Consider the following 12,426-nt stretch of genomic DNA (forward strand, 5'->3'; position numbering starts at 1 on the left):
TGGGGCTCAACCGCCCGCTCGTTTGACCGTCCAGCCCTCGGGCCGCGCCTTCAGCCAGGCCAGCACCTTGTCGAGGTGGTCGCCTTGGATTTCGACGACGCCATCCTTGACCGTGCCGCCGCTGCCGCACAGTACCTTGAGCTGTTTGCCCAGCGTCGTCAGCGCCGCGTCGTCCAGCGGCAGGCCCTTGATGACGGTGACGCCCTTGCCCTTGCGACCGGCCGTTTCACGGCTGACACGCACGATGCCGTCGCCCACCGGGCGGACCTTGGCCTTGCAGACGCATTGCGCAGCAGGTTGGCCGCAACCAGGGCAGACCCGGCCGACGTCGGTGGAATAGACAAGGCTCATGGCGCAGGCTTCAGATGCCGCTCGAAGAAGGCGTCCATCGTGCGGTAAAGGTGCAGGCGCGCAGCCCGGCCGGCGATGCCGTGGGCCTTGCCGGGGTAGATCTGCAGGTCGAAGGTCTTGCCGGCCGTCTGCAAAGCCTCGACCAGGCGCAGCGTGTGCTCGAACAGCACGTTGTCGTCGGCCGTGCCATGCACCAGCAGCAGCGGCCTGGACAGCAGCGCGGCGCGGGCCGGCAGGTTGGCGCTGGCATAGGTCGCGGCCTTGCCCCCCTCCGGCATACCAAGATAGCGCTCGGTGTAGGCGGTGTCGTAGAGCGTCCAGTCGGTCACGGGCGCGACGGCGACGGCGGCGGCAAACGGTGTGTCGGCGTCCAGCACGGCGCGAGCGCCGAGGAAGCCGCCATAGCTCCAGCCGAAGAAGCCGATGCGCGTTGCGTCGACGCTGTTCACGAGGCCGGGCAGCTGGCGCACGGCGGCGAAGAGGTCGGCGACCTCGTGCTTGCCGAAGCTGCGGTAATGGGCCCGCGTGTAGTCGCGGTCGCGGTGCTCCATGCCGCGCACGTCCAGCATCAGCACGCCGTAGCCGCGCTGCTGCCAGTAGGCGATCAGCGGCATGTCGCGGCCCCAGCCCCAGTTGACCGTGGCGGAACCCGGGCCGCCATAGGCCAGCACGATGGTCGGGTGCTTGCCGCCCTGGCGCCGTGCCGCGAAGAAGAAGGCGTTCAGCGGCGTGCGGCCGTCGGCGGCCATCAGGTCCAGCGCCAGCGGCACATTGGTGAAGGCCTCCAGCGCCGGGTCGGGGGCGTCACCGGCCAGCGTAATGACGCCTTGCTGGTCCAGGCCGCGCAATTCCAGCCGCGGCGGCTGGCCCCAGGCGGAGCGGGTGACCAGCAGGCGGGCGCAGGCGCTGTCGGCCTTGGCCTCGCGCCACTGGCGCTGGGCCCCGCCAGCCAGGGCCTGGGCCGGGCCGCCGGCCAGCGGCTGCAGATAGAGCTCGCGAGCCTTGCCGCGGTCGCCGGCGGCCGCGAAGACGACGCCACGTTGGCCCACGCAGACCGCATGCGCGACCGCCTCGGCCTGGCGGGTCAGCGGCGTGCGCTGCCCGGTCGCGCGGTCGAGCAGCAGCAACTGGCGCCGGCCCGAGGCTTCGCTGGACCAGAGCAGGCCGCGCGGCGTCTCGATGAGGTCGTCATGCACGTCGACCCAGGCGGCATCGGTCTCGACGGTAATGTCGCGTGGCGCGGCCTTGAACTCGGTCAACGTCAGCCGTGTCTGGTCGCGGTTGAACCATTGCAGCCAGGGCGTGCCATCCGCAAACCAGCCGGCGCGGCTGATGTACTCGGCCGTCGCGGGCAACGGCAGCTCGCGGCGCTGGCCGGTCGCGGCATCGATGACGAAGGCCGTGATCTTGGCATTGGCCTCGCCGGCGGCCGGGTAGCGCTGCTCGGTCATGGCCGTGCGGTCGGCAAAGATCTGGGCGCGCGTCTTGACGGCCACGCCGGACTCGTCGGCGCGCAGGGCCAGCAGGGACTTGCCGTCCTTGGACCACCAGAAGCCGCGCTGGCGCCCCAGTTCCTCGGCGGCAATGAACTCGGCCAAGCCCCAGCTCAGGGTGTCGCTGCCGTCGGTGGTCAGCTGGCGCGGCTTGACGGCCTCGCCCAGCGGCAGCACGAAGAGGTTGCCGCCCTGCACATAGGCCAGGGTCTTGCCGTCGGGGGCGCAGCGTGGGTCCTGCTTGGGCGCGTCGGGCGTGCTGGTCAGGCGCTGGGCTTGCGGGCCACCGGGGCCCAGGCGCACCAGGTAGAGGTCGCCCGACAGCGGGAAGAGCAAGGCGCTGTCGCCAGCACCGCACCATTGGTAGCCGGTGATGCCGCGCTGGTTGATGCGCTGGCGCTCCAGCGCCATCTTCTCGGCCTCGCTGAGCTTCTGCGCCGTGCCGCCGAGCAGGTCGGCGGCGGCCACCAGCTTGCGCGGCTCGCCGCCGGCGCTGGGTTGTGCCCACAGCTCCAGCACCTCGCTGTCGGCGGCGGAAGGACGCAGGAAGCTGACCCATTGCCCGCCCGGCGAGATCTCGGCCTGGCGCGGCAGGCGGCCGGCCAGCGGCGGGTCGGCGGTGATGCGTTCAAGGGTCAGCGCCGGAGGCTGGGCCAGGGCCGCGCTCGTGACGCAGACGCTGGCAAGCAGGGTCAGAAATGTCTTCATCCCCGCATGCTAGCGGCGTGGCTTCAGGCGGCGACTGCCTCGCTCGCGAGCTCGAAGCCCTCGTCCAGCCAACCGGTAATGCCGCCGGCCATGATCTTCACCGGCCGGCCCAGGCGCGCCAGGCGCAGCGCGCCGCGGGCGGCGCCGTTGCAGTGCGGGCCGGCGCAGTAGGTCACAAAGAGGGTGTCCATGGGCCAGGCGGCCAGCTTGCTCTCGACGAGCTTGCCGTGCGGGAAGTGGATGGCGCCGGGCACATGGCCGCGGGCGTACAGCTCGGCCGAGCGCACATCCAGCAGCACGAAGTCCGCTCCCTGGGTCAGTGCGTCATGCACGTCCCAGCAGTCGGCCTCGAAGGTGAACTCGGCGGCGAAGTGGGCCTCGGCCAGATGGGCAGGCGCGGCGGGGATGGCGGTGACTTGGCTGGGCATTTCGGGCTCCTGTTGATGAGTGCCGTCATGGTGCCGAGCAGCGCACTGCGCCACAATTGGCGCATATGACAAGCATCGCCAACATCACGCCAAAGACGACGGGGCCGCTTGTCGTCGCGCCGGTCTATGACGGCCTGTGCACCTTCGAGTTCGCCATCGCCGCCGAGATCTTCGGCCTGGCGCGGCCGGAGATGGGACCGGGCTGGTACCGCTTCGCCAGTGCCGCCATCGAGCCCGGGCCGCTGCGGGCGCATGGCGGCCTGAGCGTGACGAGCGACGGTGGCATCGAGCTGCTGGACCGCGCCGACCTCATCGTCATGGCCGGCTGGAAGGGTGCCGACGTGCCGGTGCCCGAGGCCTTCGCGAAGCGATTGCGCCAGGCCTGGCAACGCGGCGCGCGGCTGGCGTCGATCTGCTCGGGCGCCTTCGCGTTGGCCGCCACCGGCCTGCTGGACGGCCGGCGTGCGGCCACGCACTGGCGCTACGCCGACAAGCTGCGCGAACGCCATCCCTCGATAGCCGTCGACGCCGGCGTGCTCTACGTCGAGGAAGACCGCGTGCTGACCTCGGCCGGCAGCGCCGCCGGCATCGACCTGATGCTGCACATCGTGCGCGGCGATTTCGGCGTCGAGGCCGCCAACAGCGTGGCGCGCCGCCTCGTCATGCCGGCCCACCGCAGCGGCGGCCAGGCCCAGTTCATCGAGCGGCCCGTGCCGGCCGACCGCGGCCATCGGCTGGCCGGCGTGCTGGAGCAGGTGCGCGCCGACCTGCGCGCGCCGTGGACGGTGGAGCGCATGGCCGAGGCCGCCTTGATGAGTCCGCGCACCTTCCTGCGCCGCTTCACCGAGGCCACGGGCCAGTCACCCGGCGACTGGCTGATCGCCGAACGGGTGGCCGAGGCCCAGCGCCTGCTGGAGGCCAGTGCCCTGCCCGTCGAGCGCGTGGCCGCCGAGGCGGGCTTTGGCAGCGTGCAGGCGCTGCGCCACCATTTCCAGGCGCGGCTGGGCCTGGCGCCCCGCGCCTATCGGGCCGCTTTCGGCGCCGCCACATAGACGCTGCGCGAACAAGCTCATGCGCAACAGGTCCTTGCTTCGTTCCTATGATCCACGTCTTCCCCCGGCCACCTAGGAGAGCCCCATGTCCCTGCGAATCAATGACATCGCCCCCGACTTCACCGCCCAGACCACCCAAGGCGAGATCAAGTTCCACGACTGGATCGGCGACAAGTGGGCCGTGCTGTTCTCCCACCCCAAGGACTTCACGCCGGTGTGCACGACGGAGCTGGGCTATATGGCCAAGATCGAGCCCGAGTTCACCAAGCGCAACGCCRAGCTGATCGGCCTGTCGGTGGACCCGGTGGACAACCATCACCGCTGGGCCGCCGACATCGAGGAGACGCAAGGCCATCTGCCCAAGTACCCCATGATCGGCGACCATGACCTCAACGTCGCCAAGCTCTACAACATGCTGCCGGCCGACATCGACGGCACGTCCGAGGGCCGCACCGCGGCGACCAACGCCACCGTGCGCTCGGTCTTCATCGTCGGCCCGGACAAGCGCATCAAGCTGATGCTGACCTATCCGATGACGACGGGTCGCAACTTCGACGAGATCCTGCGCGTGCTGGACAGCATGCAGCTGACCGCCAAGCACAAGGTCGCCACGCCGGTGAACTGGAAGCAGGGCGACGACGTCATCATCGCCGGCTCGGTGTCCGACGAAGACGCCAAGACGCTGTTCCCGCAGGGCTGGAAGGCGCCCAAGCCCTATCTGCGCATCACCAAGCAGCCGAGCTGAGCACCTGCGCGATCTGTTACCACCCGGGGGCGATGCCGGCCGACATCGGAGTTAGGCTTTCTGGCCTGACTGGAGATTGCACATGGCCCAGCTCACCCCCGCCACCCAGCTGGCCGACAAGGCCAACATCCCCTTCCCCGGCGCCTCGGCCGAGTACCTGAAGGCTCGCAAGGCCCTGCTTGCCGAGGAGATCGAGTTCCGCCGCCACATGACGCGCCTGGCCGAGCAGCGCCGCGCGCTGCCGCCCGGGCCGGTCATCGACAAGGCCTATCGCTTCAAGGACGAACAGGGCTTCGAGGTCAGCCTGCTCGAACTGTTCGGCACCCAGCAGGCGCTGGTGACCTATTTCTGGATGTACGGCCCGCAGCGCGAGCGGCCCTGCCCGATGTGCACCAACTGGCTGGGCGCCGTGAATGGCAATGCGGCCGATATCAAGCAGCGCGTGGCGCTGAAGATCCTCGGCCGCTCGCCGGTCGAGCGGCAGTACGCCTTTGCGCAGCAGCGCGGCTGGCGCGACCTGAACTTCGTGCAGACCGTCGGCGACGACTACGCCAAGGACCTCGGCCTGCTGAACCCCGACGGCAGCGAGAACCCGGCCCTGGTCGTGTTCAAGCGCGACGGCGACCAGGTGCGCCTGTTCTGGTCCAGCGCCATGACCCGGGAGATGGCCGACCCGGACCAGGACCCGCGCGACGCGCCGGACATCGCGTCGCTGTGGTCCATGCTGGACCTGACGCCCGAGGGCCGCGACAAGGACTGGTACCCCAAGCTGCAGTACTAGGCGAAGAGCCGGCGCGCCAGCTCGCCGGCGTCGTTCACCGTGCGCAGCTCGGCATAGGCCGCGTCAGCCTCGGGGTAGGCGCGCTTCAGATAGTGCAGCCACTGCTTGAGCCGCCCGCCCTGGTGCTTGGCCGCGACATGGGCGCGCACCTGGTCGAAGAAGACCTGCATCAGCGGCAACAGCTCGCGCCAGGGCACCGGCTCGGTGCTCCGGCCCGCCACGCGCAGCGCCAGGCCGGGGTCGGCCACCATGCCGCGGCCCAGCATCAGGTGCTCGCAGCCGCTGCGTTCGCGCGCCAGCTCGGCATGCTCGACGCTCCAGATCTCGCCGTTAGCAATGATGGTCAGCGGCACGGCTTCGCGCACGGCGGCGATGCGCTCCCAGTAGGCCGGCGGCTTGTAGCCATCGGCCTTGGTGCGGGCGTGGACGACGATCTCCTGTGCGCCCGCCGCATGGATGGCGCGGGCGACGTCCAGCGTCCTGCTGTCGTCCAGATAGCCCAGGCGCATCTTGGCCGACACCATCACGTCGGCCGGCACCGCGCGGCGCACGGCGGCCACGATCTCGTGGATGAGCTCCGGTTCGTCCAGCAACACGGCGCCGCCGCGGTGGCGGTTCACGCACTTGGCGGGGCAGCCGAAGTTCAGGTCTATGCCCTCGGGCTTGAGCTCGGCCAGGCGGGCGGCGTTCTCTGCCAGGCAGTTCACGTCCGAGCCCAGCAGTTGCGGGTGCACCGGCACGCCGGCGGCGGTGCGGCCGCCGTTGTTCAGCTCCGGCACGATGCGCGTGAAGACGCGCTTGGGCAGCAGCTGGTCAGTGACGCGGATGAACTCGGACACGCAGCGGTCCACGCCGCCAACGCGGGTCAGCACGTCGCGCAGGATGTGGTCGAGCAGGCCTTCCATCGGGGCGAGGAGGATCATTTCGATTCCTCGAGATGCATGAGGTAGAGCCGCAGGTCGAACTCGAGCTGGAAGTAGTCCGGCTCCATGTGCTGACAGAGCTGATAGAAGGCCTTGTTGTGCTCCAGCTCGCGCAAATGGGCCAGCTCGTGCACGACGATCATGTTCAGCAGCGCGGCCGGCGCCTCCTTGAACAGCGTGGCGACGCGGATTTCGCGGCGCGTCTTGAGCTTGGCCCCCTGCACCTGTGTGCGGCGGGTGTGCGTGCCCAGCGCCTGCTGCAGCACGCGCAGCTTGGCGTCGAAGCCGACGTACTGCAGCGGGCCGGCATTGCGCATGTGGCGGTTCTTCAGCTCCTGCACCAGCTCGAACAGGGCCGTGTCGCTGCGCACCTCGTGGCGTTCGGGCAGGCGGCGGGCGAGATGGTCGGCAAGGCGGCCGTCCAGGCGGAGTTGCTCGGCTTGAGCGATCAGTTCCGGCGGGTAGCCGGCGAGGTAGCGGGCGGCGAGCATGGGGCGATTCAAATGGCGCGGCGCCAGGGAGGGCACCGCGCCGGGGGCAAGATCAGGCGGACAGCGTGTTCAGCTGGTCCAGGCTCGCTATTGTCGCGAGGCAGGCGCGCGCCACCTCCTGGCCCTTGGTGGAGAAATGCTCGGCGAAGAAGCGCTTGTGCTCGCCATGCTCGTGGAAGTGGTGCGGCGTCAGCACGGCGGAGAACACGGGCACATCGGTTTCGAGCTGCACATCCATCAGCGCCTGGATGACGGTCTGGGCGACGAAGTCGTGGCGGTAGATGCCGCCGTCGACGACCAGCGCGCAGGCGATGACGGCGTCGAAACGACCCGTGCGCGCGAGGCGCTGCGCATGCAGCGGGATCTCGAAGGCGCCGGGCACGTCGATGACGGTGACCTGTTCGGCGGGAATCCGACATCGGCCGAACTCGCTGCGGATGGCCGACACGGCGACGCCGACGATGTCCTTGTGCCAGCTGGCGGCCAGGATGGCCACGCGCGGCAGGCGGGTCAGATTGAAAACGGGATTGAGGGTCTGATTCATGGTGTCCTCTTGAAAGACGGTTTTTCCAGAATCAGGGCAAGCGCACGCAGCAGCGGCGTGCCCGCTCAACGCAAGCACGCCGGGGAACGCCGGGCGAGTTCATTGCGAGGCGGCGCGCCCTGGTTTGGGATGAGCTGCAAGGCGCAAACCACAGCCATGGCCGCTGCCATGGCGAGGATTTGCAACGCCGCAGATCGCCCAAAGCAGGGATACGCAGCCCGCAAGGGACTCGTTCGGCGTTTCCGCCACGCGATCTCTTTCATCCGGACTGTGACCGTCGGCCCTGGCATCGCACCAGGTCTGCTGACCCTTCGCCGATTGCGCGGCAAAGGCGCTCGCGGGCTCGCGCTCAACTTCTTTTCATCGAGCGCATACCGCCGGTGGGGAATTCCGCCCCGCCCTGAGAACGCTGCCGGTCTTGCGAACCGGCACGGCCATATTAGGGCCGGGACGGCATGATGGCGGTCATGTCCGAGACATTCCGAGTGACGCTGCAACCCGGCGGCGAGACCTTCACGGCCGCGGCCGACCAGACGCTGCTGCTGGCCGGCCTGGCTGCCGGGCTCAAACTGCCCTGGTCCTGCCGCACGGGCACCTGCCGCAGCTGCATCTCGCGCCTCGTCGAGGGGCGCATCGAATACCGCGTCGAATGGCCGGGCCTGTCCTACGAGGAAAAGGCGGATGGGTTCATCCTGCCCTGCGTCGCGGAGGCGCGCAGCGATGTGACGATCACTTCCGCGGCATGAGCAGCTTCTGCCCACCCTGGAGCAGCGTCACCGAAGCGGCCTGCCCCTCCTCGGCACCGAAGTCGAGCTGGGCGTCGACCTGGGGCACATGGGCGCGGCGCGGCGTGCTGGCCTTCAGCTCGAAAGCCGGTTGACCCGGCGCCTGGCCCTGCAGGCGTCCCCGTTCATCGATGAAGACACGCACCGAGAACTGCGGGGAGCTGTAGTCGCCCACCAGGGCCTGCATCTGGGCGGGGCTCAGCGTGATGAAGGCCAGCTCGGGCGGCAACTCGCCGTTGCGCACCCAGCGCTCGGCCTCGTTCTCGCCATTGTTGAAGACGCGGGCGGCGACGGGCCYGCCATCGGCGCCGCGCTCGATCTGCAGCCAGGTCAATGAATCGGGAAAGGCAAAGCGGTCACCGCCGAGAGCGATCAAGGCGTTGCTGCCACCGCTGCTGCGCTGGCTGTGCAGCACGCCCTCCTTCACGCGCAGCAAGCGCGTCTGCTTGTCTTCACGGGCATAGATACCTTCCGCGCTTTTCAGCTGCTCGGCCGGCACGGCCGCAGCCTTGGGTTCCGCAAAAGGCTCGCCGATCGCGAATGCCGCCAGCTTGCGCGCCACCAGGTCCATGTTGAAGCCCGGGCCGTCGGTGTTGCGCAGGATGGCAACCGTCGTCTGGCTCTGCGGCAGATAGTTCAGCGTCGACACGAAGCCGTGGATGCCGCCGCCGTGCGACAGCATGGGCTGGCCGCGCAGCGTGCCGGTACCAATGCCGAAGCCGTAGTTGAAGGCCTTGGCCGGGCTGACGGGCGTGATCATGCCGTCGTAGCTGGCCTTGCTGATCAGCTTGCCGCCGTGCAGGGCCTGGTTCCAGCGCCACAGGCCTTCGGTGTTGGCGATCAGCGCGCCGGCCGCATGGGGCTGGGTCATGCTGAGCAGGCCCGCTGGCGCCACTTCACGCCGCCCGTTCAGCGTGTAGCCCTGGGCCATGCCCTTGAAGAGCTTGTCGCCGGCCTGGTAGTGCACGCTCGTGATGTGGGCCGGCTGGAGCAGCAGCTCGTCGATGGATTGGTGCCAGCTCTTGCCCGAGATGGCCTCGACGACGGCGCCGAGCAGCACATAGCCGGAGTTGTTGTAGGCCCACTTCTCGCCAGGTGCGAAGTCCACCGGCTGGTCCTTGAACTCCTTGATCAGCTCGGCCGTGCTGAGGTCGCGGCGCACCAGGTTGCCCATATAGCCGGCGATGCCGGTGTAGCTCTTGACGCCCGAGGTGTGGTTGAGCAGTTGCAGCAGCGTGATCTGGCTGCCGTTGGGATAGTCGGGCAGGAATTTGGAAAGCGGGTCGTCCAGGCGGGCTTTGCCTTCGTCGATCTGCTTGAGCAGGGCCGCAGCGGCGAACTGCTTGGTGACGGAGCCGATGCGCATCAGCTGGTCGGGCTGCAGGGGCACGCCGAGCTCGACGCTGGCCATGCCGCGGGCGCCCTTGTAGAGCAGCTGGTCGCCGCGCGCCACCAGCACGGTCACGCCAGGGCCGTCCTTGCCGAGCTTGCTCTCGTCGAGCAGCTTGTCGGCATACGCGGCCATGGCCGCGGGCGTGGCGGGCTGGCCGGCCTGGACCGCAGTGATCAACAACGACAGCAGGACGGCGACGGAAATCGATGAGTGGCGCATGGGGGGCTCGCGAGTGGCGGGGACGGCGCGCAGCATCGCGGCAGACCGTGCTCCCGGCAAGCGGGCGTGCGACCAACGGCAGGAAGCGCGGCATGAGCCGCAACGGCCGTCCACAGCCGCTGTGGACAACCCCGTGAACAGCCTGCGGGCTGCAAGCCCAAGTCCTTGGCAGAACAGCAGTTTTATTGCTCTGCCTCAGATTGAGGCAGGCCGGCGCGGCGGGACAATTGCGGCCATGCACCGAACCATCTTCACGACTCCCGGGGTCAGCACCGTGCTGCGCGGCTTGTCCGTGGCCTGGCTCAAGCTCGCCGGCTGGACCGTGCAGGGCGAGTTGCTGCCCGAGGCGCGCAAGAGCGTCTTCATCGCCGCACCGCACACCAGCAACTGGGACCTGCCCTACACCCTCTTCACCGCCTTCGCGCTGCGGCTGACGCCCTACTGGATGGGCAAGGCCTCGATCTTCAAATTCCCGTTCGGGGGGCTGATGCGCTGGCTGGGCGGCATCCCGGTGGACCGCAGCCAATCCAACAATCTCGTCGCGGCCTCGGCCGAGGCCCTGCAGGCCGCCGACGGCCCGGTGCAGCTCATCGTGCCGCCCGAGGGCACACGCAGCAAGACCATCTACTGGAAGACCGGCTTCTACTGGATCGCCGTCACGGCCAAGCTGCCCATCGTCATGGCCCACATGGACTACCCGCGCAAGCTCGTCGGCCTGGGACCCATCTTCAGGCCGACCGGCGACGTCGATGCCGACATGGCGGAGATCAAGCGCTATTACGCCCAGTACAAGGGCAAGAACTCAGACCAGTTCACGCACGAATAGACAAGCCCCTCGCCGAGTCTCGCGCCGCTGAACGCGGGCGGGCCTGGTCGGTCCCCCGAGGGGACGGCGATTGACCGGGCATCAAGCCCGGTCAACATCGCCAGGCGGGCCGGCTTGGGGCGGCCCGGCGCTCGGCCCGAACACCAACGAAACTACCGATTTCGCTTCACGCAAACGATGCCCGCCACCCCTTCCAAAGACCCGCTGCACGGCCTCACGCTCGAGGCCATCGTGACCGCGCTGGTCGAGCATTTCGGCTGGGCCGAACTGGGCCAGCGCATCGAGATCAAATGCTTTCGCATCGACCCCAGCGTGGCGTCGAGCCTGAAGTTCCTGCGCAAGACGCCGTGGGCGCGCGCCAAGGTCGAGAGCCTCTATCTCTTCATGCGGCGCGAGCAGGCCCGCGCTGCGCAGCCACGCGCTTAGCGACCTGTATTCGGGCCGAGCGCCGGGCCGCTCCCAAGCCGGCCCACCAGGGCGATGTGCGCGCGGCTCGATGCCGCGTGCATCGCCGTCCCCTTGGGGGACCGACCAGGCTCGCCCGCGTTCAGCGCGGCGAGACTGGGCGAGGGGTCAACGAGTTTCCGGGAGTTCGATCTTCACTTCGAGCACTTCCAGGTCGCCCTGGCGCTCCATGTGGACCTTGATGTCGTCGGGGTTGATCGACACGTATTTGCTGATGACGGCGACCAGCTCCCTCTGCAGCTGGGGCAGATAGTCGGGGCTGGAGCTGCGGCCGTTGCGCTCGTGCGCCAGGATGAGCTGCAGCCGCTCCTTGGCGACGCTGGCCGAGCTCTTCTTCTCGCCGAGGAAAAAGTTCAGGAATCCCATTGCGCGGCTCCCATCACTTGGCGCCGAAGACGCGCTTGAACCAGCTGGGCTTCACGGCTTCGGTGAAGCGCATGGGCTTGTCCTCACCCAGGAAGCGCGCGACGACGTCCTTGTAGGCCTCGGCCACATCGGTCTCGGCCAGGTGGATGGCCGGCGTGCCCTGGTTGGAGGCCTGCAGCACGCTCTCGCTTTCGGGGATGACGCCGATCAGCGGCGTGCGCAGGATCTCGTGGATGTCGTCCAGGCTCAGCATCTGGCCGCCCTCGACCCGGTTCGGGTTGTAGCGCGTGATGAGCAGGTGCTCCTTGACCGGGTCGCCGCCTTCGATGGCGCGCTTGGTCTTGCTGCTCAGCATGCCCAGGATGCGGTCGCTGTCGCGCACCGAGGAGACCTCGGGGTTGGTCACCACCAGCGCCTCGTCGGCGTAGTGCATGGCCATCAGCGCGCCGGTCTCGATACCGGCCGGCGAGTCGCAGACGATGAAGTCGAACTCCATCGCCTTGAGTTCGTTCAGCACGCGCTCGACGCCTTCCTGCTTGAGCGCATCCTTGTCGCGCGTCTGCGAGGCGGCCAGGATGTAGAGCTTGTCGAGCTGCTTGTCCTTGATGAGCGCCTGGGTCAGCTTGATCTCTTCGTTGACGACATTGATCAAGTCGTAAACGACGCGACGCTCGACACCCATGATGAGGTCGAGGTTGCGCAGGCCGACGTCGAAGTCGATGACGCAGGTCTTGTGGCCGCGCATGGCGAGGCCGGTGGCGAAGCTCGCGCTGGTGGTGGTCTTGCCGACCCCGCCCTTGCCGGAGGTGACGACGACGATCTTGGTCATCTGGAGCTTTCCTGTTCGTTCAGTTCA

Annotated in this window: 15 protein-coding genes and 1 riboswitch; of the genes, 6 read left to right on the forward strand and 9 right to left on the reverse strand. The window is 68.6% G+C overall.

The genetic code is table 11. The features are described 5' to 3' along the window. Positions 1 to 6: 6 nt before the first annotated feature. Genes AC1D2H_RS26075 through AC1D2H_RS26085 form a run of 3 tightly spaced genes read right to left on the reverse strand, consistent with a single transcriptional unit; the run spans position 7 to position 2,980 of the window. Positions 7 to 351, reverse strand: coding sequence for a translation initiation factor Sui1 (locus tag AC1D2H_RS26075; RefSeq protein ID WP_478012913.1), 345 nt, complete (start codon positions 349 to 351; stop codon positions 7 to 9). Continuing rightward, positions 348 to 2,552 (reverse strand): S9 family peptidase, encoded by a 2,205-nt coding sequence (locus AC1D2H_RS26080; protein WP_478012914.1) that lies wholly within the window; start codon positions 2,550 to 2,552, stop codon positions 348 to 350. Before AC1D2H_RS26080 ends, AC1D2H_RS26075 begins: the two co-directional genes overlap by 4 nt. Before the next feature lie 23 nt (positions 2,553 to 2,575). After that, positions 2,576 to 2,980, reverse strand: a complete 405-nt coding sequence (locus AC1D2H_RS26085) for a rhodanese-like domain-containing protein (protein WP_478012915.1) — start codon at positions 2,978 to 2,980, stop codon at positions 2,576 to 2,578. A gap of 65 nt (positions 2,981 to 3,045) precedes the next feature. Here AC1D2H_RS26085 and ftrA point away from each other — a divergent pair, with 65 nt between their 5' ends. From ftrA to AC1D2H_RS26100, 3 genes are all read left to right on the forward strand, one after another. Continuing rightward, complete coding sequence (gene ftrA / locus AC1D2H_RS26090; protein WP_478012916.1) at positions 3,046 to 4,032, forward strand: transcriptional regulator FtrA; 987 nt, start codon at positions 3,046 to 3,048, stop codon at positions 4,030 to 4,032. A gap of 85 nt (positions 4,033 to 4,117) precedes the next feature. Further along, a complete protein-coding gene (locus tag AC1D2H_RS26095; protein ID WP_478012917.1) occupies positions 4,118 to 4,777 on the forward strand; it encodes a peroxiredoxin in 660 nt (219 codons plus the stop codon). A gap of 82 nt (positions 4,778 to 4,859) precedes the next feature. After that, positions 4,860 to 5,558 (forward strand): DUF899 family protein, encoded by a 699-nt coding sequence (locus tag AC1D2H_RS26100; RefSeq protein ID WP_477931751.1) that lies wholly within the window; start codon positions 4,860 to 4,862, stop codon positions 5,556 to 5,558. Here the strand turns inward: AC1D2H_RS26100 and AC1D2H_RS26105 are convergent. From AC1D2H_RS26105 to AC1D2H_RS26115, 3 genes are read right to left on the reverse strand one after another with little or no spacing between them, the layout of a single operon-like run. Further along, complete coding sequence (locus tag AC1D2H_RS26105; protein ID WP_478012918.1) at positions 5,555 to 6,481, reverse strand: tRNA dihydrouridine synthase; 927 nt, start codon at positions 6,479 to 6,481, stop codon at positions 5,555 to 5,557. The two genes, AC1D2H_RS26100 and AC1D2H_RS26105, sit on opposite strands and share 4 nt — an antisense overlap. Then, positions 6,478 to 6,972: a YgjP-like metallopeptidase domain-containing protein gene (locus AC1D2H_RS26110; protein ID WP_478012919.1), complete on the reverse strand. Its 495-nt coding sequence runs from the start codon at positions 6,970 to 6,972 to the stop codon at positions 6,478 to 6,480. The genes AC1D2H_RS26105 and AC1D2H_RS26110 overlap by 4 nt, the downstream gene beginning before the upstream one ends. A gap of 52 nt (positions 6,973 to 7,024) precedes the next feature. Then, positions 7,025 to 7,516, reverse strand: coding sequence for a 6,7-dimethyl-8-ribityllumazine synthase (locus AC1D2H_RS26115; RefSeq protein ID WP_477931748.1), 492 nt, complete (start codon positions 7,514 to 7,516; stop codon positions 7,025 to 7,027). Between the two features lie 247 nt (positions 7,517 to 7,763). Then, positions 7,764 to 7,928: riboswitch (FMN riboswitch) on the reverse strand. Between the two features lie 55 nt (positions 7,929 to 7,983). On the opposite strand from AC1D2H_RS26115, the gene AC1D2H_RS26120 reads away from it, so the two are divergent. After that, complete coding sequence (locus AC1D2H_RS26120) at positions 7,984 to 8,262, forward strand: 2Fe-2S iron-sulfur cluster-binding protein (RefSeq protein WP_478012920.1); 279 nt, start codon at positions 7,984 to 7,986, stop codon at positions 8,260 to 8,262. On the opposite strand, the gene AC1D2H_RS26125 is transcribed toward AC1D2H_RS26120, so the two are convergent. Beyond that, complete coding sequence (locus tag AC1D2H_RS26125; protein ID WP_478012921.1) at positions 8,246 to 9,913, reverse strand: serine hydrolase domain-containing protein; 1,668 nt, start codon at positions 9,911 to 9,913, stop codon at positions 8,246 to 8,248. The genes AC1D2H_RS26120 and AC1D2H_RS26125 overlap by 17 nt on opposite strands. Positions 9,914 to 10,148: 235 nt before the next feature. Between AC1D2H_RS26125 and AC1D2H_RS26130 the strand changes: the two genes are divergently transcribed. Together AC1D2H_RS26130 and AC1D2H_RS26135 are read left to right on the forward strand one after the other, a co-directional pair. Further along, positions 10,149 to 10,739, forward strand: a complete 591-nt coding sequence (locus AC1D2H_RS26130; protein ID WP_477931745.1) for a 1-acyl-sn-glycerol-3-phosphate acyltransferase — start codon at positions 10,149 to 10,151, stop codon at positions 10,737 to 10,739. 177 nt (positions 10,740 to 10,916) lie between these two features. After that, entirely contained in the window at positions 10,917 to 11,165 is a 249-nt protein-coding gene (locus AC1D2H_RS26135) for a VF530 family protein (RefSeq protein WP_478012922.1), read from the forward strand. A gap of 147 nt (positions 11,166 to 11,312) precedes the next feature. Here AC1D2H_RS26135 and minE read toward each other — a convergent pair whose 3' ends face one another. Together minE and minD are read right to left on the reverse strand one after the other, a co-directional pair. Next, complete coding sequence (gene minE, locus AC1D2H_RS26140; RefSeq protein WP_477931743.1) at positions 11,313 to 11,570, reverse strand: cell division topological specificity factor MinE; 258 nt, start codon at positions 11,568 to 11,570, stop codon at positions 11,313 to 11,315. A 13-nt stretch (positions 11,571 to 11,583) separates the two neighbouring features. Then, on the reverse strand, positions 11,584 to 12,399 hold the full coding sequence (gene minD, locus AC1D2H_RS26145) for a septum site-determining protein MinD (protein WP_457354209.1): 816 nt from the start codon (positions 12,397 to 12,399) through the stop codon (positions 11,584 to 11,586). Positions 12,400 to 12,426 lie beyond the last annotated feature (27 nt).

The sequence above is a fragment of the Roseateles sp. P1_C1_2 genome, assembly GCF_056406535.1.